Origin of the sequence: Pseudomonas sp. B22129, from assembly GCF_044218875.1 — a bacterium.
Classification (GTDB): Bacteria; Pseudomonadota; Gammaproteobacteria; order Pseudomonadales; family Pseudomonadaceae; genus Aquipseudomonas.
Map to the genome: position 1 here is coordinate 4664382 of NZ_CP162592.1, position 21146 is coordinate 4685527.

General features: G+C 59.9%; 20 protein-coding genes. 10 read left to right on the forward strand and 10 right to left on the reverse strand.

Annotation, left to right across the window (positions count from 1 at the left end; genetic code table 11):
* The first annotated feature begins 165 nt into the window (after nt 1-165).
* The 3 genes from AB4P94_RS21650 to ahpF all read left to right on the forward strand — a co-directional run bounded on the left by AB4P94_RS21650 (nt 166) and on the right by ahpF (nt 3478).
* The gene (locus tag AB4P94_RS21650) at nt 166-1098 is read left to right on the forward strand and encodes a site-specific integrase (RefSeq protein WP_395607364.1); all 933 of its coding nucleotides are present in this window, start codon (nt 166-168) and stop codon (nt 1096-1098) included.
* Between the two features lie 132 nt (nt 1099-1230).
* Nucleotides 1231-1794, forward strand: coding sequence for an alkyl hydroperoxide reductase subunit C (ahpC, locus tag AB4P94_RS21655; RefSeq protein WP_010210361.1), 564 nt, complete (start codon nt 1231-1233; stop codon nt 1792-1794).
* Nucleotides 1795-1921: 127 nt separating this feature from the next.
* Nucleotides 1922-3478 (forward strand): alkyl hydroperoxide reductase subunit F, encoded by a 1557-nt coding sequence (gene ahpF, locus AB4P94_RS21660; RefSeq protein ID WP_395607365.1) that lies wholly within the window; start codon nt 1922-1924, stop codon nt 3476-3478.
* A gap of 58 nt (nt 3479-3536) precedes the next feature.
* Here the strand turns inward: ahpF and gloA are convergent, their stop codons facing one another.
* Nucleotides 3537-4058 (reverse strand): lactoylglutathione lyase, encoded by a 522-nt coding sequence (gene gloA / locus AB4P94_RS21665; RefSeq protein WP_395607366.1) that lies wholly within the window; start codon nt 4056-4058, stop codon nt 3537-3539.
* Between the two features lie 199 nt (nt 4059-4257).
* Between gloA and AB4P94_RS21670 the strand changes: the two genes are divergently transcribed.
* On the forward strand, nt 4258-4794 hold the full coding sequence (locus AB4P94_RS21670; RefSeq protein ID WP_395611373.1) for a DUF4946 domain-containing protein: 537 nt from the start codon (nt 4258-4260) through the stop codon (nt 4792-4794).
* 108 nt (nt 4795-4902) lie between these two features.
* On the opposite strand, the gene AB4P94_RS21675 is transcribed toward AB4P94_RS21670, so the two are convergent.
* From AB4P94_RS21675 to AB4P94_RS21685, 3 genes are all read right to left on the reverse strand, one after another.
* Complete coding sequence (locus tag AB4P94_RS21675; RefSeq protein WP_395607367.1) at nt 4903-5268, reverse strand: histone-like nucleoid-structuring protein, MvaT/MvaU family; 366 nt, start codon at nt 5266-5268, stop codon at nt 4903-4905.
* A gap of 198 nt (nt 5269-5466) precedes the next feature.
* Entirely contained in the window at nt 5467-7008 is a 1542-nt protein-coding gene (locus tag AB4P94_RS21680; protein ID WP_395607368.1) for an EAL domain-containing protein, read from the reverse strand.
* A gap of 118 nt (nt 7009-7126) precedes the next feature.
* Nucleotides 7127-7996 (reverse strand): LysR family transcriptional regulator, encoded by an 870-nt coding sequence (locus tag AB4P94_RS21685; RefSeq protein WP_395607369.1) that lies wholly within the window; start codon nt 7994-7996, stop codon nt 7127-7129.
* A gap of 77 nt (nt 7997-8073) precedes the next feature.
* On the opposite strand from AB4P94_RS21685, the gene AB4P94_RS21690 reads away from it, so the two are divergent.
* Nucleotides 8074-8997: a DMT family transporter gene (locus AB4P94_RS21690; protein WP_395607370.1), complete on the forward strand. Its 924-nt coding sequence runs from the start codon at nt 8074-8076 to the stop codon at nt 8995-8997.
* A gap of 242 nt (nt 8998-9239) precedes the next feature.
* Nucleotides 9240-10316 (forward strand): 4-hydroxyphenylpyruvate dioxygenase, encoded by a 1077-nt coding sequence (gene hppD / locus AB4P94_RS21695; protein WP_395607371.1) that lies wholly within the window; start codon nt 9240-9242, stop codon nt 10314-10316.
* A gap of 46 nt (nt 10317-10362) precedes the next feature.
* On the opposite strand, the gene rarD is transcribed toward hppD, so the two are convergent.
* From rarD to AB4P94_RS21710, 3 genes are all read right to left on the reverse strand, one after another.
* The gene (gene rarD, locus AB4P94_RS21700; protein WP_395607372.1) at nt 10363-11244 is read right to left on the reverse strand and encodes an EamA family transporter RarD; all 882 of its coding nucleotides are present in this window, start codon (nt 11242-11244) and stop codon (nt 10363-10365) included.
* Nucleotides 11245-11444: 200 nt separating this feature from the next.
* Entirely contained in the window at nt 11445-12452 is a 1008-nt protein-coding gene (locus AB4P94_RS21705) for an aldo/keto reductase (protein WP_395607373.1), read from the reverse strand.
* An 80-nt stretch (nt 12453-12532) separates the two neighbouring features.
* Nucleotides 12533-13435 (reverse strand): LysR family transcriptional regulator, encoded by a 903-nt coding sequence (locus AB4P94_RS21710; protein WP_395607374.1) that lies wholly within the window; start codon nt 13433-13435, stop codon nt 12533-12535.
* Between the two features lie 100 nt (nt 13436-13535).
* On the opposite strand from AB4P94_RS21710, the gene AB4P94_RS21715 reads away from it, so the two are divergent.
* The gene (locus AB4P94_RS21715) at nt 13536-14240 is read left to right on the forward strand and encodes an SDR family oxidoreductase (RefSeq protein WP_395607375.1); all 705 of its coding nucleotides are present in this window, start codon (nt 13536-13538) and stop codon (nt 14238-14240) included.
* A gap of 94 nt (nt 14241-14334) precedes the next feature.
* On the opposite strand, the gene AB4P94_RS21720 is transcribed toward AB4P94_RS21715, so the two are convergent.
* Nucleotides 14335-15645, reverse strand: coding sequence for an MFS transporter (locus AB4P94_RS21720; RefSeq protein ID WP_395607376.1), 1311 nt, complete (start codon nt 15643-15645; stop codon nt 14335-14337).
* A 161-nt stretch (nt 15646-15806) separates the two neighbouring features.
* On the opposite strand from AB4P94_RS21720, the gene AB4P94_RS21725 reads away from it, so the two are divergent.
* On the forward strand, nt 15807-16913 hold the full coding sequence (locus AB4P94_RS21725) for a sugar diacid recognition domain-containing protein (protein WP_395607377.1): 1107 nt from the start codon (nt 15807-15809) through the stop codon (nt 16911-16913).
* Nucleotides 16914-17004: 91 nt separating this feature from the next.
* On the forward strand, nt 17005-18144 hold the full coding sequence (locus tag AB4P94_RS21730) for a glycerate kinase (protein WP_395607378.1): 1140 nt from the start codon (nt 17005-17007) through the stop codon (nt 18142-18144).
* Nucleotides 18145-18171: 27 nt separating this feature from the next.
* Here AB4P94_RS21730 and AB4P94_RS21735 read toward each other — a convergent pair whose 3' ends face one another.
* The gene (locus AB4P94_RS21735; protein WP_395607379.1) at nt 18172-19836 is read right to left on the reverse strand and encodes an alpha/beta fold hydrolase; all 1665 of its coding nucleotides are present in this window, start codon (nt 19834-19836) and stop codon (nt 18172-18174) included.
* Nucleotides 19837-19927: 91 nt separating this feature from the next.
* Here AB4P94_RS21735 and AB4P94_RS21740 point away from each other — a divergent pair, with 91 nt between their 5' ends.
* Nucleotides 19928-20440: a GNAT family N-acetyltransferase gene (locus AB4P94_RS21740; protein WP_395607380.1), complete on the forward strand. Its 513-nt coding sequence runs from the start codon at nt 19928-19930 to the stop codon at nt 20438-20440.
* Here AB4P94_RS21740 and AB4P94_RS21745 read toward each other — a convergent pair.
* On the reverse strand, nt 20437-21129 hold the full coding sequence (locus AB4P94_RS21745) for an aspartate/glutamate racemase family protein (RefSeq protein WP_395607381.1): 693 nt from the start codon (nt 21127-21129) through the stop codon (nt 20437-20439). The two genes, AB4P94_RS21740 and AB4P94_RS21745, sit on opposite strands and share 4 nt — an antisense overlap.
* Nucleotides 21130-21146 lie beyond the last annotated feature (17 nt).

Below are 21146 nucleotides of genomic sequence, written 5' to 3' on the forward strand. Positions count from 1 at the left end.
CTCCGTCGATTTAGTACTGTGGTACGTGGTATGTAGATACATACTGTAACACGGATAAAAATGCGTTTAAATTCATGATTTAACAGATGGGATATTGGCGTATTATCCCGTATCAGTCGGTTTTAAGCGCCGGTATTCCCTTCAGCAGTATGAATGAGCGCCCTCATGAGCGATCTGGATCGTTATCTCAATGCAGCCACCCGCGATAACACGCGGCGCAGTTATCGCGCAGCCATCGAGCATTTCGAAGTGAATTGGGGCGGGTTTCTGCCCGCGAGCAGCGATAGCGTGGCGCGTTACCTGGTGGCCCATGCGGGCGTGCTGGCCGTGAACACCTTGAAGCTGCGGCTCTCGGCATTGGCGCAATGGCACACCAGCCAAGGGTTCCCGGACCCGACCAAGGCGCCGGTGGTGCGTAAAGTGCTCAAGGGCATCCGCGCCGTGCACCCGGCGCGGGAAAAACAGGCAGAGCCGTTGCAGCTCAAGCATTTGGAGCAGGTGGTTGCATCACTTGAAACCGAAGCGAAGGAAGCGGCAGAGGCTCAGGACCCACCGCGCTTGCTGCGTGCCAAGCGCGACACGGCATTGATCCTGCTCGGCTTCTGGCGCGGCTTTCGTAGCGATGAGCTGTGCCGTCTGGATGTTCAGCACGTCCAGGCTGTCCCTGGCGCCGGCATCAGTCTGTATCTGCCGCGCAGCAAAAGTGACCGCGATAACCTCGGCAAAACCTATCAGACCCCGGCATTGCTGCGCCTGTGCCCCGTGCAGGCCTACAGCGAATGGCTGAGTACCTCGGCTTTAGTGCGCGGCCCGGTGTTCAGAGGCATCGACCGCTGGGGCAACCTGAGCGAGGAGGGGTTGCACCCCAACAGTGTGATCCCTTTGTTGCGCCAGGCGTTGGAGCGTGCGGGCATCCCTGCCGAGCAATACACCAGCCATTCCCTGCGCCGTGGCTTCGCCACGTGGGCCCATCGCAGTGGCTGGGATTTGAAGTCGCTGATGAGTTACGTCGGCTGGAGCGACATGAAATCGGCCATGCGCTATGTTGAAGCGACGCCCTTTCTCGGCATGACATTGGCCAGCCCGCCGCTGATTTGAGATTTCTTCTATTAATACAGATACCTGATAGGGAAAACCAATCGTCAGCATCAGGTTTGCCAATGAGCCATCGCCGGAAAGAGTGGGTAGGATTCATCTCATCAACTTCTTAACCCTGACGGAGAGTCAACGATGCCTATCATCAACAGCCAAGTAAAACCGTTCAAAGCTACCGCGTACAAAAACGGCAACTTCGTAGACGTGTCGGACGCTGACCTGAAAGGCAAATGGTCCGTTGTGTTCTTCTACCCAGCTGACTTCACCTTCGTTTGCCCAACCGAGCTGGAAGACCTGGCCGACAACTACGCCGAATTCCAGAAGCTGGGCGTCGAAATCTACAGCGTTTCCACCGACACCCACTTTGCTCACGCTGCCTGGCACAACACCTCGCCAGCCATCGGCAAAATCCAGTACACCATGATCGGCGACCCAACTCTGACCATCTCCCGCAACTTCGACGTGCTGATCGAAGAAGCTGGCCTGGCAGACCGCGGTACTTTCGTGATCAACCCGGAAGGCCAGATCAAAATCGTTGAACTGAACGACGGAGGTGTTGGCCGTGACGCTTCCGAGCTGCTGCGCAAAATCAAGGCCGCTCAGTACGTTGCTGCTCACCCAGGCGAAGTGTGCCCAGCCAAGTGGAAAGAAGGCGAGGCCACCCTGGCTCCGTCCCTGGACCTGGTCGGCAAGATCTAAGTCTGTGAAGTCTCAAGGGCGGGTTTCCGCACCTAAGTAAGCTGCAACCGCCCCCAAAACGCCCGGGCGAGATTCGCTCGGGCGTTTTTTTGTCTGCAATAAACCGAATGAACAGGAAATCGCCCGTATGTTGGACGCCAATCTTAAAGCTCAGTTGAAGTCATACCTGGAACGGGTCACCCAGCCGATCGAGATCGTCGCCTCCCTCGACGACGGCGCGAAATCCCAGGAAATGCTTGCCCTTTTGCAAGACGTCGTCAGCCTCACCACGCTGATTACGTTGAAAACCGATGGCGATGATGCGCGCAAGCCTTCGTTCTCCATCAACCGCCCGGGTGCCGACATCAGCCTGCGTTTCGCCGGCATCCCCATGGGCCATGAATTCACTTCGCTGGTGTTGGCCCTGCTGCAAGTCGGTGGCCACCCGTCGAAGGCCAGTGTCGAAGTGATTGAACAGATCCGCGCCCTCAAAGGCGAGTTCAGCTTCGAGACGTACTTCTCGCTGTCGTGCCAGAACTGCCCGGACGTGGTCCAGGCGTTGAACCTGATGGCCGTACTTAACCCGAACATCCGCCACGTCGCCATTGACGGCGCGCTGTTTCAGGCAGAAGTCGATGAGCGCCAGATCATGGCGGTTCCGAGCGTTTACCTCAACGGCGTGAACTTCGGCCAAGGTCGTATGGGCCTGGAAGAAATCCTCGCCAAGCTCGACACCAGCGGCATCGAAAAAGCCGCCGAGAAAATCAGCGCCAAAGACGCCTTTGATGTGCTGGTGGTTGGTGGTGGTCCCGCCGGTTCCGCTGCTGCGATCTACGCTGCACGTAAAGGCATCCGCACCGGCGTGGCCGCTGAGCGTTTTGGCGGGCAAGTGCTGGACACCATGTCCATCGAGAACTTCATCTCGGTGCAGGAAACCGAAGGCCCGAAACTGGCCAGCGCCCTTGAAGCCCACGTGCGTCAGTACGACGTGGACATCATGAACCTGCAACGTGCCAGCAGTTTGATCCCTGCGAAAAACGCCGGTGAGTTGCATGAGATTCGCTTCGAAAGCGGTGCCACGCTCAAGTCCAAGACCGTGATTCTGGCTACCGGTGCCCGCTGGCGCGAAATGGGTGTGCCGGGCGAGCAAGAGTACAAAGCCAAGGGCGTCTGTTTCTGCCCGCACTGCGATGGTCCGTTGTTCAAGGGCAAGCGCGTGGCGGTGATCGGCGGCGGTAACTCCGGTGTTGAAGCGGCCATCGACCTGGCCGGTATCGTCAGCCACGTCACCTTGCTTGAGTTCGACAGCAAGCTGCGCGCCGACGCGGTGTTGCAGCGCAAGCTCTACAGCCTGCAGAACGTAGACGTGATCACCAGTGCGTTGACCAGTGAAGTGAAAGGTGATGGCCAGAAAGTCACCGGCCTGGCCTACAAGGATCGCGACAGTGGCGAGTTCAAGACCATCGACCTGGAAGGCATCTTTGTGCAGATCGGTTTGCTGCCTAACACCGACTGGCTCAAAGGCACTGTGGAACTGACACCGCGTGGTGAGATCATTGTCGATGCGCGTGGCGAAACTTCTTTGCCGGGTGTGTTTGCCGCCGGTGACGTGACTACCGTGCCGTACAAACAGATCGTGATTGCAGTAGGCGAGGGCGCCAAGGCTTCCCTGAGTGCTTTTGATCACCTGATCCGCACGTCATAACTTCAGCCGCCATAAAAAAACCCATGAGCGATCATGGGTTTTTTATTGGGCGATACGTTTACAGCGGCGCTGGTTGAATAATCTCAACCCAGTACGCATCCGGGTCCTTGATGAAGGCCAGGCTTTTCATGCGCCCATCACTCAGGCGCTTCTGGAAGTCGCAACCCAAGGCTTCGAAACGCTCGCACGCCGCCACGATATCCGGCACCGAAATGCAGATGTGGCCGAAGCCGCGCGGGTCGGTGTTGCCGTTGTGGTAGGCGAAATCGGCGTCGTTTTCGGTGCCGTGGTTGTGGGTCAGTTCCAGAATGCCTGGAATCGACTTCATCCACTGAGTGCGCGCGGCGGCGTCGGCCGGTATCTGGGCCTTGTCCACCAGGGCCAGGAAGTACAGGCTGAATTCGGCTTCGGGGAAATCGCGCTTTTCAACCAGGGAAAAACCGAGGACGCGGGTGTAAAAGTCCAGCGATTTGGTGATGTCCTTGACCCGCAGCATGGTGTGGTTAAACACAAAGTTCGCGGTAGCGGTGTCAGGTTGGGCAGTGACGCCCGCAAAAGTGTTCAGATCGTGCAGGCTCATGGGCCCTCCAGAAAAAAATGGGGCAAACGCGACTTGAAAAATGAGGCGCGGTCCGTTGGCTTGCGGCAAGCGTCCATGCAGCCAGGCCATGATACGCAAGGCCTGCCCGCTGCGCCAAATGAAAAAGGTCACGCGGGCCTTGCGACCAGCGGGTGCGGGGGCTCAAACTTTGCCGCTTGAACCTTGGGTGTTTTTCGCAATGATTGAATTTCGTAAACCGCTGTTGAGTGCCGTGTGTTTGCTGTTGGGAAGCCCATTCGCGTGGGCGGCTGACCCGGAAATTCACTGGCCCAGCGGCTGGCAGGTCGAAGAAGTCGTCCCCGACGGCGAGGCGCCGGTAAAACCTCAAGCTGTTTCCCGCCAGCGCGCGATCAAGAATGATGAAAATGGCAATACCTTGATGGTCATGGAGTTGACCGGCACACCGATTGAGGCCGGCCATAAAGTTAATCTTCAGGGGGTATTGCTGGAGATGCGCAAATCCATCCAGAAGGATTTTGCCGGTGGTGGTTATCAAAGCGTGTGCAGCAAGATGCACCCAACGACTTTAAGTAAGCTTGACGCGCTGGAAACTACTTGCGTGATTACGGAGAACGGACGCCACGTGTTGTCGCAAACATTGGTGGGCGCGGTTGACGCTGATAAAGCCTATGTTTTTTCGTACGCAGGCCAGGCCGATGCCTACGAAGCCAGCAAGGATGAAGTCAATTCGGTGCGCGATAGCCTGAAACTTTAAATCTGGCGAGCGGGTCGATTTTGAACAAAATGAAACGTTGGTTAAGTTCGTTTTGGAACCCTGAAAAAAAGCCCCGCATTCGCGGGGCTTTTTTTTAATCCAGTCGGATCACTTGCGCAACCAGGACTCTACGGTGTCCGCACCGTGCTCTTCTTTCCAGGCCTTGAGGCCGCGGTGGTTGCCGCCTTTAGTCTCGATCAGCTCGCCGGTGTGCGGGTTGTGGTAAACCTTGACTACACGTGCGCGGCGTTGTTTTGGTGCGGCAGAGGCCGCAACACCGGCCTTGCCAGCGTTGGGGTCAAGAATCGAGATGATGTCGCGCAGGCCCTTGCCGTAGCTCTTCATCAGCGCTTGAAGCTTTTCTTCGAATTCGATTTCTTTCTTCAGGCCGGCGTCGTTCTTCAAGGACTCCAGCTGGGCCAGCTGTTCTTGAAGGGCTTTTTCTGCTGCGCGAAATTCGGCGAGTCTGGACAAAATCTGTACTCCAATAGTGTAGTTTGCTGATATCAACTGCAGACAAAGCTATAAGCCAGGCGCTTATAAAACAACTCAAAGAAAGAGGCCTTTCTGCGAGTCTGCTCAGGCAGGAAAAATTGTAGTAGTTAATGCGCTACGAGTAAATCACGTCTTTTGTCTCAATAAGATATTTCATCCAGCACCGTAGCTGGCTATTCAATGGCTTGCCAAAGATTTAATAAACTCGGCACACGGCAATGGCCGACCAAACAGATACCCTTGCAGGAAATCTACCCCCTGCGCCGCCAGATATTCGCACTGTTCGGCGGTTTCGACGCCCTCGGCCACAATGCCCAGGTCCAGCTTGCCGGACAGTTCTATGATGCTGTCCAGAATATGCCGCGAGAGTGCGTCAGCCCCAATCATGGCAACGAAACTTTGATCAATCTTCAAGTAGTCCACATTAAAATTGCGCAAATAACCCAGACTGGAATGGCCGGTTCCAAAGTCATCGATTGCGATCATGACCCCCAGTTGATGCAAGGCGTCGAACAGGCTGCGGGTGATGTCGGTCGGTTCAATCAACTCGCGTTCGGTCAACTCCAGCACCAGCGTGACCTGGCCTGGCGCGAAGGCGGCGAGAAACTCCCGGCAGTCGTCCACCAGCGCCAAATCCTGGCAATGGCGCGCGGTAATGTTCACGCCAATGTGGAAGCCCGGCGAGAAACGCCCAGCATGAGGCGCAAGTTGCGCAGCTGTCTGGCGCAGCAGCGCCCGGGTCATGGGCACGATCAACCCTGAATGCTCGGCCAATGGAATGAACAGGTCCGGGCGCACCAGGCCTTCTTTCGGATGCTGCCAGCGCATCAATACTTCGCACCCGGCCCATTCTCGGGTATCGCCGCGCACCACCGGCTGGAAATACGGAATGAACTCATTGGCACCCAATGCACGCTGCAGCTCGTGGGTCGGGGCTGATGAGCGCTTTTGCAGCCAATGCGCCAGCGTGCCTGCCAGCACGCCAAAAAATACCAGCAAGCTGAACAGCGCCGGGTAGCGAGCTTCCATATAACGCCACACCTCACCGGAGGGCATGCCGGCATCGACGCTGTAGTGATAGCGCGCGGAAGCCAGGTGATGATGGGCCACCGGGAATTGCGGCACGGCCGCTTCATGGACTTTCCCGTCGGCATCCAGCCAGTTCGGCCCGACTTGCAGAACCAAGTGGGCGTAGCGGCTGATAAGGCGCAAAGCGTTGGTCAGATGGTAGCCGTCAATGGATGCAAACGCGGCCTTGTCGCCCTCGACCAAGCGGTAGACCAGCAGCGCCGTATCCGGCGTTACCGGGTTGCCATTCATCAACCACAGCGTGCCATCTACATAATCATCCGGGTTCACCGGTGACTGGTAATGGTCGCCGAACAGCGAACTGCAATAGATGTTCTTTTGCCAGGACAGTGTTGTCGCTCGGACAAAGGGCCGGCGCGTCACTTGTTCGCGTAGCGCCAGTTGGGCGCCGTTGTCGCATGGCTGGCCTGCCAGCGGCAGTAAGCTTTGAGCGGCGAGGGCCGTGTTGTTGAGCATCAGGTCAAACTGGCGCACTGCCTCCTGAGCGGTCTGCGCGGTGCTTTGCTCCAGGGTCCGCTCAGCTTGCCAGTGCAGGATGACCACCCCCAGCGCAATCGGCAGCAGGCCGCTGAGGCCGGTTATCAAATAGCGGGTGGCGCGTTTTCGCGGGCCGTTGACAGTCAGGGGCATGGGTATAACGGCCTGTTGCAAAGTGAGGAAAGCGCCGAAGGGCCAATCAGATGAATCGATGATAGATGGCCCGCAGGAAATAAGCTCGCCGCACCTGACCGTTTGGTGGGGGCGGTGACTAGAAATCCATGCCTTGTGCCAGCGTGATGAACGCCCGCGCTGCCGGCGTTGATTCACGCTGGTCCAGCACCGCCAGGCCGATTTCACGGTTCACGGGGGGGGAGAGTGGCCGCACCTGGTAGCGAGGGTCAGCTGCCTCGGGCAATGACGCCTGCGCCACCACGCTGACGCCATCGCCCCGGCTTACCGCCGCCACAGTGCTGAGCAACTGCGAATAGCGGTAACGCACGTTCGGTGTGAGCCGCGCTGTACTGAACAATCGTGAAACCAGCTCCAGCGAGCCCGCTTCAGTCAGGATAAAGGGGCCCTCACACAACGCCTTCAGCGTCACGTTGGGCTGTGCGCAAAGAGGGTGGTCAGCGGGCAGCAAGGCAACCATCTGGTCCTTGAACAGTGCAAACGTATCGAAACGCTCCTGCTCCAGCACCACAAACCCCACGTCAATGCGCCGTTCTTCCAGCCACTGGATCACTTGGCGGTCCGGGCCTTCGTCCACATGCACTTCGATGCCGGGGTGCTCGTGCCGAAACGCCTTGAGAATGCGCGGCAGCAAGCGGTTGGACGATGTCGGGCCGAACGAGCCGATGCGCAGCGTGCCACGCTTCATCCCGCGCGCATCGGAAGCTTCTTGTTGCAGGGTGCTGACCACACCGAGCAGGGTGCGTGCGCGCATCAGCAATTGCTGGCCGATGTCACTGAGTTCAACCTGGGTTTGATGCCGGCGAAACAACTCGACGCCCAGTTCCAGCTCAAGTGCTTTGATGGCATGGGACACCGCGGACTGGCTGATCCCCAAACGATGGGCAGCACTGGTAAAACCCTGCAACTCGGCCACGCGCGAAAAGATTTCCAGCTGGGTAAGTGTCATGAGTGTTTACTCATTTTACGATGATGGATCATTAGCTGGAGGATACGCCAATCCTGATCCCAAAAGAGCACGTTTTGATGACGCATTCCTCTGACCGCCTGACCTACATGAAGCTCGCCTCGGTCACCATGATCTGGGGCGCCACCTTTGTTGCCGGCCGCTACCTGGCATCCGGCGTGGATCCGCTGCTGGCGTCGACGTTGCGCTTTGCGCTGGCCAGTGCGGCGTTACTGGTATTCATGGCATTGGCCCGTATTCCTCTGGTTCGGCCCAGCGCAAGGCAACTGGTGCAACTGGCGATGCTGGGTTTCTTCGGCATTTACGTTTACAACCTGTGCTTTTTCTACGGGCTGCATTACATCAATGCATCCAGGGCTTCGCTGATCGTGGCGTTGAACCCGGCCGTGATCGGGCTGGCGTCTTGGTTGCTGTTCAAGGAACGCTTGGGGCAGGCCAAACTGATCGGCATCGCCTTGTGCCTGGGCGGTGCAGGGGCGGTCATTTTCAGCCGTAACCCCAAGCTTCTGGACGGTGCCGCGCATGCCTGGGTCGGCGATGTGCTGATTTTTGGCTGCGTGGTGGGGTGGGGCGCGTACTCGCTGTTTTCCCGTGGCCTTAACCAGTCGCTGGGTGCGTTGCAGACGGTGACCTGGTCAATCTTGCTCGGCACCTTGATGCTGACAATGACCAGCGCACTCAGTGGCCGGCTGACATCTGCCGCTGTACACGCGATCGAGCCGGCACAATGGCTGAGCCTGCTTTATCTCGGCGTGCTGGGCTCGGCAGTGGCTTACATCTTCTGGTACGACGGCATCCGCCACATCGGCGCAACCCGGGCAGGCGTCTTTATTGCCCTTAACCCGCTGACGGCCGTCGTCTGTGGCGCGGTGCTGCTGGGCGAGCAACTGACGCTGCCTATGGCCGTGGGCGGGGCGCTGATCCTGCTCGGCATCTACCTGTGCAACAAACCCCTTGCACAGCCGCAGGCAATGGGGATTTGATAAGAGTACGGACAAACGCTGTTACGCTGTGTAGAATCGATTTACGCATACAAGAATATGGACTTGCGCTCACGCAAGCCTCGGCCGTCAGAGACTGATGACACCATGAAGCTACTCGGCTCCCCCCTCATCTTTGGTGACTTCCTCGCCCGCAGCGTGCGAGGGCTCTCCTGTGCGCCACCCTGCCACCTCATCCTTGCTCGCAAATAACTCTTTATTGACTACAAGAATGAGGCGCCAACATGGCCGACCAATATGAAAACCCAATGGGCCTGATGGGTTTTGAATTTATCGAATTCGCATCGCCCACCCCGGGCACCCTGGAGCCGATCTTCGAGATCATGGGCTTCACCAAAGTCGCGACCCACCGCTCCAAGAACGTGCACCTGTATCGCCAGGGCGAGATCAACCTGATCCTCAACAACGAGCCCGACAGCCTCGCGTCCTACTTTGCGGCCGAGCACGGCCCATCGGTGTGCGGCATGGCGTTCCGCGTCAAAGACTCGCAGCAAGCCTACAACCGCGCGCTGGAACTCGGCGCCCAGCCCATCCATATCCAGACCGGCCCGATGGAGCTGAACCTGCCGGCCATCAAGGGCATCGGTGGCGCACCGCTGTACCTGATTGACCGTTTCGGCGAAGGCAGCTCGATCTACGACATCGACTTTGTCTACCTCGAAGGCGTCGAGCGCAACCCGGTGGGTGCGGGCCTCAAGGTCATCGACCATCTGACCCACAACGTCTATCGGGGGCGCATGGTCTATTGGGCCAACTTCTACGAGAAGCTGTTCAACTTCCGTGAAGCGCGCTACTTCGACATCAAGGGCGAATACACCGGCCTGACGTCCAAAGCCATGAGCGCCCCGGACGGCATGATCCGTATTCCGCTGAACGAGGAGTCGTCCAAGGGCGCGGGCCAGATCGAAGAGTTCCTGATGCAGTTCAATGGCGAGGGCATCCAGCACGTGGCGTTCCTCACCGACGACCTGATCAAGACGTGGGACGCCCTGAAGAAGATCGGCATGCGCTTCATGACCGCGCCGCCCGACACCTACTACGAAATGCTTGAAGGCCGCCTGCCAAACCACGGCGAGCCGGTGGACCAACTGCAGGCACGTGGCATTCTGCTCGATGGCTCCTCGATTGAAGGCGACAAGCGCCTGCTGCTGCAAATCTTCTCGGAAACCCTGATGGGCCCGGTGTTCTTCGAGTTCATCCAGCGCAAGGGCGACGATGGATTTGGCGAAGGCAACTTCAAGGCCCTGTTCGAGTCGATCGAGCGTGATCAAGTGCGTCGGGGTGTATTGACCGCCGACTGACCCAATAAAAAGCCCGGCTTCGGCCGGGCTTTTTATTGCCTGATATTCAGGCCTTGCGCTGACGTACCAGATGCTTGAAGCCTTCGTACACCAATACCATCACCGCCAGCCAGATCGGTATATAGGTCAACCATTGGCTGCCCTTGATGCCTTCGCCCAATATCAACGCCACCGCCAGCAACAGCACCGGTTCGACGTAACTGAGCAGCCCGAACAGGCTGAACGGCAGCAAACGGCTGGCGACGATATAGCTCACCAGCGCCGAGGCACTGATGACGCCCAGCATCGGAATCAGCGCATACAGCTTCGGATGAATGTCCATCACCGCAAAGCCTTGCTCGCCATGTTGCACAAACCACCACGCCACCGGCAGCATCAGCGCCATGTCCAGCCATAGGCCGCCCAGATGGTCGGTCGTCAGGCGTTTGCGTACGACAAAGTAAATCGGGTAACCGATGATGACCACAAGGGTCGCCCAGGAAAAGCCACCGGCCTGATACAGCTCATTCAGCACGCCGAGCGCGGCAAAAAACACCGCGATCTGCTGCAAACGCGACAAGCGTTCGCCGTACACCAGGCGCCCGGTCAGCACCATGGTCAAAGGCAGCAGGAAATACCCCACCGACACATCCAGGCTGCGCCCATTCAGCGGCGCCCACATGAACAGCCACAACTGCACGCCCAGCAATGCCGATGACACCAGTACGCCGCCGATCAAGCGCGGCTTGGCAGCCAGCATCCGCAGCAATTCCCAGACCCGCCGCCATTCGCCGCTGACCATCATGAACACGGTCATGCAAGGCACGGTCAGCAGCATGCGCCAGCCGAAAATTTCCAGGCCACTCAGCGGCGTCAACAATGATGTGAAGTAATACATCACGGCAAACAACACCGAGGCCAGGACCGATAACACAACACCTTTAGACACACTGTCCTCGCGAAAACGATTGATTCAGAAGAGTGTGGATTATGGTGCTTTTGGCGGGGGAAGGTTGCGCTGTTTTGTGGTGAGCGGGCAAGCCCTGCGCCGGAGTGCGCAGCGCTCCCGTTTTTGAGACCGCTGCACAGGCCGGCGCGGGGCAAGCCCGCTCAATACAAAGTTTCTCAATATCGGTAGCTTTTGGCCTGTCAGCGCGCCACGCGCCCGGACACAAAATGGCTGACATCATTGAACCCCGGCGTGGACGAATGCCCCGGCGTCACCAGCGAATCAATAAACGCCTCATCTTCGGCCGTCACCTTCACCTCCAGCGCGCCCGTGTAGGCATCCCACTGCGCCTCGGTGCGCGGCCCGACAATCGCCGAGCTGACGGCCGAGTTGTTCAGTACCCAGGCAATCGCGAACTCCACAATCCCCACGCCGCGCCCCTGGGTGTACTGCTGAATCTGCTGGGCGATGCGCAGCGATTCCACACGCCATTCGGTTTCCAGAATACGCTTGTCCTGGCGTGCCGCGCGGCTGCCGGCTTCGGGGGTGACATCCGGCGCATATTTGCCGCTGAGTACGCCACGGGCCAATGGGCTGTAAGGCACCACACCCAAGCCGTAAGCAGCGGCAGCGGTGATTTGCTCGACCTCGGCCTGACGGTTGACGATGTTGTACAACGGTTGGCTGATAACCGGACGGTCCACACCCAGACGTTCGGCCACTCGGATGATTTCGGCAATGCGCCAGCCCCGGTAGTTGGACAGTCCCCAATAACGAATTTTGCCCTGGCGGATCAGGTCGCCAATCGCCGACACCGTGACTTCCAGCGGTGTGTCGTGGTCTTCGCGGTGCAGGTAGTAGATGTCCAGGTAGTCGGTATCGAGGCGTGACAGGCTGGCTTCCAGCGCATTGAAAATACGCTTGCGGCTCAAACCGCTGCGGTTCGGCAGGCCGTCGGTTGGGCCGATGGCAACCTTGGAGGCCACCACCCAGTCTTCGCGATGACGGGCAATCGCCTCGCCGACGATTTCTTCGGAACGCCCGCCGGTGTAGACGTCGGCCGTGTCGATGAAATTGATGCCCTGGTCCCAGGCCTTGTCGATGATGCGCAACGAGTCTTCGGTAGTGGTTTGTTCGCCAAACATCATGGTGCCCAGGGTCAGCGCGCTGACCTTCAACCCGGACTGGCCCAATGTGCGGTAAATCATGGAAAGCTCCTCATGGCAGGGAAACGTGGGTATGCAATAGCAGACTCAACCGCTCTGGAACAACCCCTTGGCGTGTTTCTTCATTCACACAGCAAGGCCTGGCAGCGCGCCTGTAAAAATCGGTGCAGCACTTTCACCCGCTCCGACACTTGCAGGCGGTGAGGGCACATCAGGTTGAAAGGCGTGGGTTCGCCTTTCCAGTCCGGCAGCAAGGGCACCAGCCGCCCGGCCTTGATATCGCGGGCGACATCCAGGTTGGCTTTGTAGGCAATGCCATGCCCGGCCAAGGCCCAGCGCCGCACGATTTCACCGTCGTCACTCAGGTAATCGCCCGACACCTCGACCTCTTGCAGCAGCGTGCCCTGGCGAAAGTACCAGGTGTTATTGGCCTGCCCCCGGCGCAGGTAGCGCAGTGTGCTGTGGTGCGCCAGGTCAGCCGGTGCCTGCGGTGTACCGTGGCGCGCCAGGTAGTCGGGGCTGGCGCAGGGAATGCGGTGGTGGTCGGGCACCACCGGCAGCGCCACCAGGCTGGAGTCCCTCGGCACACCAAAGCGCAGGGCGATGTCGACAGTGTCGCGGAACAAGTCTGCATTGCTGTCGTTGAGCAACAATTGCAGGCGGATATCCGGGTGTTCGAGCTTGAACTCATCCAGCCAGCCCAGCAGCACATTGCGCCCGAAATCCGAGGGCGCAGCCAGTTGGAGCAAGCCGCTGAGGCTTTGGCCTTGCTGCTTGATGGCGTGCTCGCCTTCCGACAAGGCTTCCAGCGCAACGCGCACGCTGTCGAGGTAGCGTCGGCCTTCTTCGGTCAGGCGCATGCTGCGTGTGGAACGAGCGAGCAGGCGAATGCCAAGGCGGGTTTCCAGGCGTTTGAGGGCAATGCTCGCGGCAGCGGGCGTCAAGCCAAGCCCGCGCGCGGCGGCTGAAAGGCTTGCGGTGTCAGCGGTGCGCACAAACACTTCCAGATCAAGGATTGAGCTCATTTGTAAAAATCCTTTAAAGATCTTGTCGTTTTACCGGGATTTTTCGCCGATTGCCAAGCGTGGAAGATGAACGCTCACTTTCTGATTCAGGTTTTCTCTCATGACATCGTCCCTCAGTGGCAAAACCGTCATCGTGATCGGTGGCAGCAGCGGCATTGGTGCTGCCGTGGCAGAGGCAGCGGCGGCCCGTGGTGCCCACGTGGTGCTCGCCGGGCGCCGCCTGACCTCGGGTGTCGCAAACGGTGTGCGCAGCGAACCGGTCGATGCCACCGACAGCGCCTCGCTGCAGCGTTTGTTCGAGACGGTAGGGCGCTTTGACCACCTGGTGTACACCTCGGGCCCGACAGTGCGCGCCAAGCCCTTGGCCGAAACCGACCTGGCCGAGGCGCAGGACAATTTCAACGTGAAACTCTGGGGTTCGCTGCGAGCTATCCAGCTGGCGCTGCCGTTTCTGGCCGAGCACGGCAGCATCAGCCTGACCTCGGGTCAGTTGGGTCGTAAATGCGTGCCTGGCCAGTTCATCAAGACCGGCATCAATGCGGCCACCGAAGCCCTCGGCAAACAACTGGCCAAGGAGCTGGCACCGCGCCGCGTGAATGTGATCAGCCCGGGGGTGATTGATACGCCGGCGTATGCCGGGTTGGCTGAAGACCAGCGCCAGGCGATGTATGCCAAGGCCGGCGGGGCGTTGCCGGTAGGGCGTGTGGGGCAAGCAGAGGAGGTAGCGGCGGGGTATGTGTTGGCCATGGAGAATGGCTTTATGACCGGCGCGATCATCGACATCGACGGCGGCGGTTTGCTGTAAACACAGAGCAAAGTGTGGGAGCTGGCTTGCCTGCGATAGTGGTGGTGAATTCACCGCCGCTATCGCAGGCAAGCCAGCGCCCACATTGCTCGTGTTACACCTTCAAGGTACGGGTCATACGCAGCGCCAACACACTGCCGGCCACAATCACCGCGGCCAACAGATACAACGCCATATCCGTAGACCCGGTCGCATCCTTCACAAAGCCGACGATGTAGGGGCTGAGGAAACCCGCCATCTGCCCCATGGAGTTGATCAACGCCAAACCACCCGCCGCCGCACCTGCGCTGAGCAGGGCGGTGGGCACCGGCCAGAACATCGGCAGGCCGGTGAGGGCGCCCATGGTGGCGATGGTCAGGCCCAGAATCGCGATGGCCGGGGTGGTGGCGAAATTCACGGCGATCACCAGGCCAATGGCGCCCATCAGCATCGGCACGACCAAATGCCAGCGGCGCTCTTTGCGCAAGTCCGCCGAACGGCCCACCAGCAGCATGAACACCGCAGCCAGCAGGTAGGGGATCGCGCTGAGCCAGCCAATCACCAGGTTATCGCTGAACCCCAGGTTCTTGATGATCGACGGCAGCCAGAAGTTGATCGCGTACACGCCGCTCTGGATGCAGAAGTAGATCAGGCCGAACGCCCAGATGGCCGGGTTTTTGAACACTTCACCCAGCGAGTCGCTGGTGGTTTTCGGTTTGTTGGCCAGGTCTGTCGCTTGGTCGGCTTCCAGCACCGCCCGTTCGTGAGGCTTGAGCCATTTGGCGTGGGCAAAGCTGTCGCTGAGCAAGAAGTAGGCGAGGGCGCCGAGGATCACGGTCGGGATACCTTGCAGCAGGAACATCCACTGCCAGCCCGCAAGCCCGTGCTGGCCGGCGGCAAAGTGGTTGAGAATCCAGCCGGAAAACGGGCTGCCGAGCAAGCCGGATACTGGAATTGCCGACATGAACAGCGCCATGATCCGCCCACGGCGGAAGGTCGGAAACCACTGCGAGAGGTATAGCACCACGCCGGGGAAGAAGCCGGCTTCCGCCGCACCGGTGAACAGGCGCAACGTGTAGAAATGCGTGGGCGTGGTCACGAACAGCAGGCAGGTGGACAGCGTGCCCCACACGATCATCATCAAGGCAATCCAGCGCCGTGGGCCGAATTTGGTCAGTGCCAGGTTGCTTGGTACGCCACACAGCACATAGCCGATAAAGAAGATCCCGGCACCCAGGCCGTACACGGTTTCACTGAATTTCAAGGCATCGAGCATCTGCAACTTGGCGAAGCCAACGTTTACCCGGTCGAGGTAGTTGAACAGGTAGCAGATGAAAATGAAGGGGATCAGGCGCAGGGTGATGCGCTTGTAGATGGCGTTTTTATCGTCATCGGTGGCCAGTGTGGCAGCGGCGCTCTGTGACATGGCAGTCTCTCTTTATTATGATTTTTTGCGATGCGAGGGTAACGTCTATCGCCAGACGAGTCTCGGCCACCTTGCCCGGTGCTGTCTTTGTGCTCGCGCACAGTGAAGCATGATTTGCGCTGTGCCTATGAACAACCCCGCCTTTTAAGGAAGTTAGCTTCATGTTCGAGCTGGATCATGACCTGGCGCAGGATATTGTCGATCGCACCATGGCCATCCTGCCCTACAACGTCAACGTCATGGACAGCCAGGGGCTGATCCTCGGCAGCGGCGAGCCCGAACGCATCAACACCCGCCACGAGGGCGCGCAGTTGGTGCTGGCCAATGGTCGGGTGGTGGAGATCGACGGCCAGACCGCCAAGCACCTCAAGGGCGTGCAGCCCGGCATCAACCTGCCGCTGATGCACGACCAGCGCCTGATCGGCGTGCTGGGCATCACCGGCGAACCGGAGCTGCTGCGCACTTATGCGGAACTGGTGCGCATGACCGCTGAAATGCTGGTCAGCCACCGCCACCAGCAGGCCGAGCAGCAATGGCGGCGCCAGCGCTGCGACGACCTGCTGGCATTGCTGCTGGCCGACGGGGGTGATTCACCGCGCCTGATTGATGAAGCGCAGCAACTCGGGCTCAAGCCGCAACTGGCGCGCACGCCGTACCTGTTTGAACTGGGCGCCGGCCAGTCGGCGGACGCGCTGAGCGCCTGGCTCAGCAGCCGGTACCCGGACAGCTGGTGCGTGAGCTCCGCGCAATTTTCCCTGCTGTGGTGCCGACCGGCCGCCGTGCAAGTCGACAACACCAAGCTGCTGGAAAAAATCGCCGGTCTTGGCTGGAACATCTTGCGTGTGGCTGTCGGCGGGCAGGCGGAGGGTTTGATGGGGCTGCGGCGTTGTTACCGCAGGGTCGGTGATTTACTGGCTTACGGGCGCGACATTCTTCCCGGTTCCCGCTTGCTGACCCTCAATCGGTATCGCCTGCCGGTGATGCTCTGGCGCCACCGTAATGACGATGCCCTCGACGAATTGCTCAGCCCGTTGCGCAAGGTGCTGGCCAAAGACAGCAACGGCCAACTCCTTGCCACCTTGCGCAGCTGGTGTGAGCACGATGGCCAAAGCCAGGCCTGCGCCGACGCGTTGGGCATTCACCGCAACAGCTTGCGTTACCGCATGGAGCGCATCGCGGAGCTGAGCAGCGTCGACCCGCTGACCCTGGACGGCATGCTCGCGCTGTACCTCGGCGTACAGCTATTGCCCCAGGCTTTGTCGGAATGAACAACAAACCTGCACCGTACTTGTGCATCGGACCGGCGTCATTATCCCGGCCAACTGGCAGCATGGGCGTTATAAAAACCGGAGAAAGCCCATGAAAATCATCATCGCCCCCGACTCGTTCAAGGACAGCCTGAGTGCCGAAGGCGTCGCCCAGGCCATCGCCCAAGGCTTGGCCGAGGTATGGCCGGATGCGCAGCTTGTTCAGTGCCCGATGGCCGATGGTGGTGAAGGCACGGTGGATTCGGTACTCGCCGCGTGCAATGGCGAACTGCGCCGGCAAACCGTGCAAGGGCCATTGGCTGGCACGGTACAAGCACGCTGGGGCTGGCTGGCCGACAGCCACACCGCGATCATTGAAATGGCCGAAGCCAGCGGCTTGCAATTGGTGCCGCCGGGCAAGCGCGATGCCTGTATCAGCAGCACTTATGGCACCGGCGAGTTGATCCGGGCTGCGTTGGACCAGGGCGCCCAACGCATCATTCTTGCAATTGGCGGCAGTGCAACCAACGACGCGGGCGCGGGCGCCCTGCAGGCACTCGGCGTACGTTTGTTCGACGCCGACGACCAGCCATTGCCACCGGGCGGCCTGGCCCTTGGGCGTTTGGCGCGTGTCGACCTTGAGCAGCTCGACCCTCGTCTGGCACGCGTGCGTTTTGAAATTGCCGCCGACGTGAACAACCCCCTGTGTGGCCCTCACGGTGCATCCGCCATTTTCGGCCCGCAAAAAGGCGCCAACCCCGAGCAAGTCCGACAGCTGGACGCCGCCCTTGGCCACTTCGCCGACAGATGCGCCCAGGTGCTGCCCAAAGACGTACGTGACGAACCCGGCAGCGGCGCCGCTGGTGGCCTGGGTTTTGCCGCCAAGGCGTTCCTGGGCGCGCAGTTTCGCGCCGGAGTGGAGGTGGTCGCCGAACTGGTTGGCCTGGATGAGGCCGTTTGCGGCGCCGACCTGGTGATTACCGGCGAGGGCCGTTTCGATGCCCAGACCTTGCGTGGCAAAACTCCGTTCGGTGTGGCCCGCATTGCTCAACAGCACAACGTGCCCGTTATTGTGATCGCCGGGACCCTGGGTGACGGTTACGAGCAGATGTACGCCCACGGTGTGGACGCCGCGTTCGCCTTGCCCTCCGGGCCGACGACGCTGGAGCAGGCCTGCGCCGAAGCCCCGCGCCTGCTGCGTGAACGCGCAGCGGATATCGCGAGGGTCTGGCGCGTAGCCGTACGGCGTTAGCCTGTACCGCGTTCAAACACAGAGGGTTCAGTCTGAGGCGTAGCAAATCGACAGGCGCCCGGGTTTGAGCCCATACGCCAGATAATCGCCAACAGTGCGGTTCACGCAGGCGCTGAGATCCGAAAAAGAAACCCCATGTTGATAGGCTCCCTTGAGCAGGATCATGTGGGTATTCGGCACGCTGCGAAACGCTTTCAACGCCCCATCCGCCGGGGTTTGATCATCAAACTCGGCTTGAACCATCACGATGCTGCTCGCCTTTGCGAGGTTGCGAACGGGCACACCGGGCAAGGTCTTGCCGCTCCAGGCGGCGCAATGTCGTGCCTGGAAGTAGCCGCCGCCCACCGGGAGTCGGGTTGCATACTCGTCTTCCCGCTCGGTCCAGAATTTTTCGCCGCTGGCCGCCGTGTCGTTGCACAAAAGGGTGCTGCGTACGGATGTGGCCGGGTCCAGCTTCAGAGGGCCTGGCGCGATGCCGTTCCAGGGGGCGGGCTGCCGAGTCACCGAGAGCAAGTGCGCAAATGCACGTTTAGCCGATTGGTCAACCTCAGTGTCCGGGCTGAATCGGTAGTCTTGTGCTCTCGCCTCAAGCGCAGCATCTTCGAGCGTGGGCGAGTCGCGCAACCATTGGCTGAGTGCGCGCGCAGCCATCAGGTAGGCAATGGAGCTGTAGAGTTCGTTGTCAGAACGCAGGGCAACGCGAACCTGCGGCAACAGGTTCAGAAAAACCTCGCGCACGGCCATTGGATCATTGCCCATCTGATAGGCTTGTGGGTTGTCGGCCGCAGGCTGCGCAACGAAACGGGTGAAAATGCGTTCCTTCTCGGCGGCCTGGCTCAACGAGGCATTCTGAAACGTCGAGGTCCAGTCCGTATTGGAATCAAGCACCATACGACCGACGTTGCCCGGGAACAGGCCTGCGTACCAGGCTCCCAGCCAGGTGCCATAAGAGTTGCCGAAATAGTTGAGTGTTTTCTCATGCAGTTGAACACGCACGAATTCCATGTCGCGTGCGGTTTGCTCCGTGCTTATGTAGGGCGCCAAACGCTGGCTTGCACAACCACGGGCCAAAACGCCGACGTTATGCCGCAAGGCCTCCAGGTTGGCGGGGCTGCGGTCTTCGGTGAGGTCATTTTGCGCAACCATCATCTCATCGGATTGGCAAACCAATTGTGAATCAGGCGAACTGCCCATTCCCCTTGGCGTTATGCCAATCAGGTCATACGTATTGGTCAGGTGGCGATAAGCCTCGCCTCCCGGTTTATCCCCGTAGCCCTTCCAGATTGCCGCAAGCAGCACGGTGAAGCCGCTGCCATCGGCACCGGGGCCGCCCGGGTTGGTGAAGATCGAGCCTTCACGCTTGTGTGGCTGCAAGGCTGCAACCCGTGTGATGTCGAGGCTGAGGGTGCCTCGAGAGGGTGTTGAATGGTCCAGTGGCACGGTCACGATGCCACACCGGGTTCTGGCGACGACTTCAGGGTCCAGCCCGCTGATAGGGCGCCCCTCGCAGTCCGGCAACCAACGGATGCCCAATACCGGTGGCTGTTTGGTCGCGCATGCGCCGATGGCTAACAATCCCGCGACACAAATGCCGACAGCCAATGCCCGTTGCTTTATCACGTGTGGGTCCTTCATGTGTTTCAAGAGAATCCCGGATATTGCACGCACGGCTTCATCGGCAACGTAGGACACGTTTGATTTTCACGGCTGAAAACGCGCTTTCCATGGCACGCGCGTGGCCTCTACACTGGGCCGCCACGTGTTTTTCAAAGGATGAAACACAATGCACGCACCCGAACTCTCTATCGTGATCCAGCGCTTCACCGAGGCCCACCTGGAAGGCGTCGCCGCGCTCTACAACGAGCCGGCGGTGTGCCGTCAGGTGCTACAGATGCCTTTCCAGTCGGTGGAGGCATGGCGCAACAAGCTGGAGCTGGATAACGAGCGGCGGCTGCAGCTGGTGGCAGTACATGGCGGCGAGGTCATCGGCCAGCTCGGCCTGGAGCAGTTCTCCCGCGTGCGTCGCAGCCATGTTGGTTCGTTTGGCATGGGCGTGGCGACAGCCTGGCAGGGCAAGGGCGTGGGGTCGAAGCTGCTGTCGGCTGCGCTGGAGGTAGCCGACAACTGGATGAACCTGCACCGCGTCGAACTGACGGTGTACGCCGACAACGAAGCCGCGCAAAACCTGTACCGCAAGTTCGGCTTCGAGGTGGAAGGGCGGCTGCGCGATTACGCGGTGCGCGATGGCAGGTTTGTCGACACCGTGAGCATGGCGCGCCTGCGCAAATCGGGTTAACCCCCCAAAGCAAACGCCACCGCAGCCTGCGCATGCAGCTCGGTGGTGTCCAACAGTGGCAGGTCACTGTGTTCGGGCTTGATCAGCAAGCCGATTTCCGTGCACCCCAGAATGATCGCCTGGGCGCCGCGCGCCGCCAGGGTTTCGATCACGCGCTGATAGACCTGGCGCGAAGCCTCGCTGATCACACCGACACACAACTCCTCATAGATGATCCGGTGCACGGCCTGGCGCTCGTCAGCGTCGGGCACCAGCACGGTCAAACCCTGCGCGGTCAGGCGCGACTTGAGAAAGTCCTGCTCCATGGTGAACGCAGTGCCGAGCAAACCGACCGTCAGCGTGCCGGCTTCCACGGCGGCCGCCCCGGCCGCGTCAGCAATATGCAGAAACGGTATCGACACCGCTGCTTCAATACGCGGCGCCACCAAATGCATGGTGTTGGTACACAGCACCACGCAGTCGGCACCACCGGCTTGCAGGCGGTGCGCGGCGTCTTCGAGAATCAGCGCGGCGTCATCCCAGCGCCCGGCGTGCTGGGCCTGTTCCACCGGGCCAAAATCCACGCTGTACATCAGCAGTTGCGCCGAGCGCAGCGGGCCCAGCCTGTCGCGCACGTGTTGGTTGATGATGCGGTAATACTCGGCGCTGGACTCCCAGCTCATGCCGCCGATCAGGCCGATGGTGCGCATGTGATGCTCCGGACAAG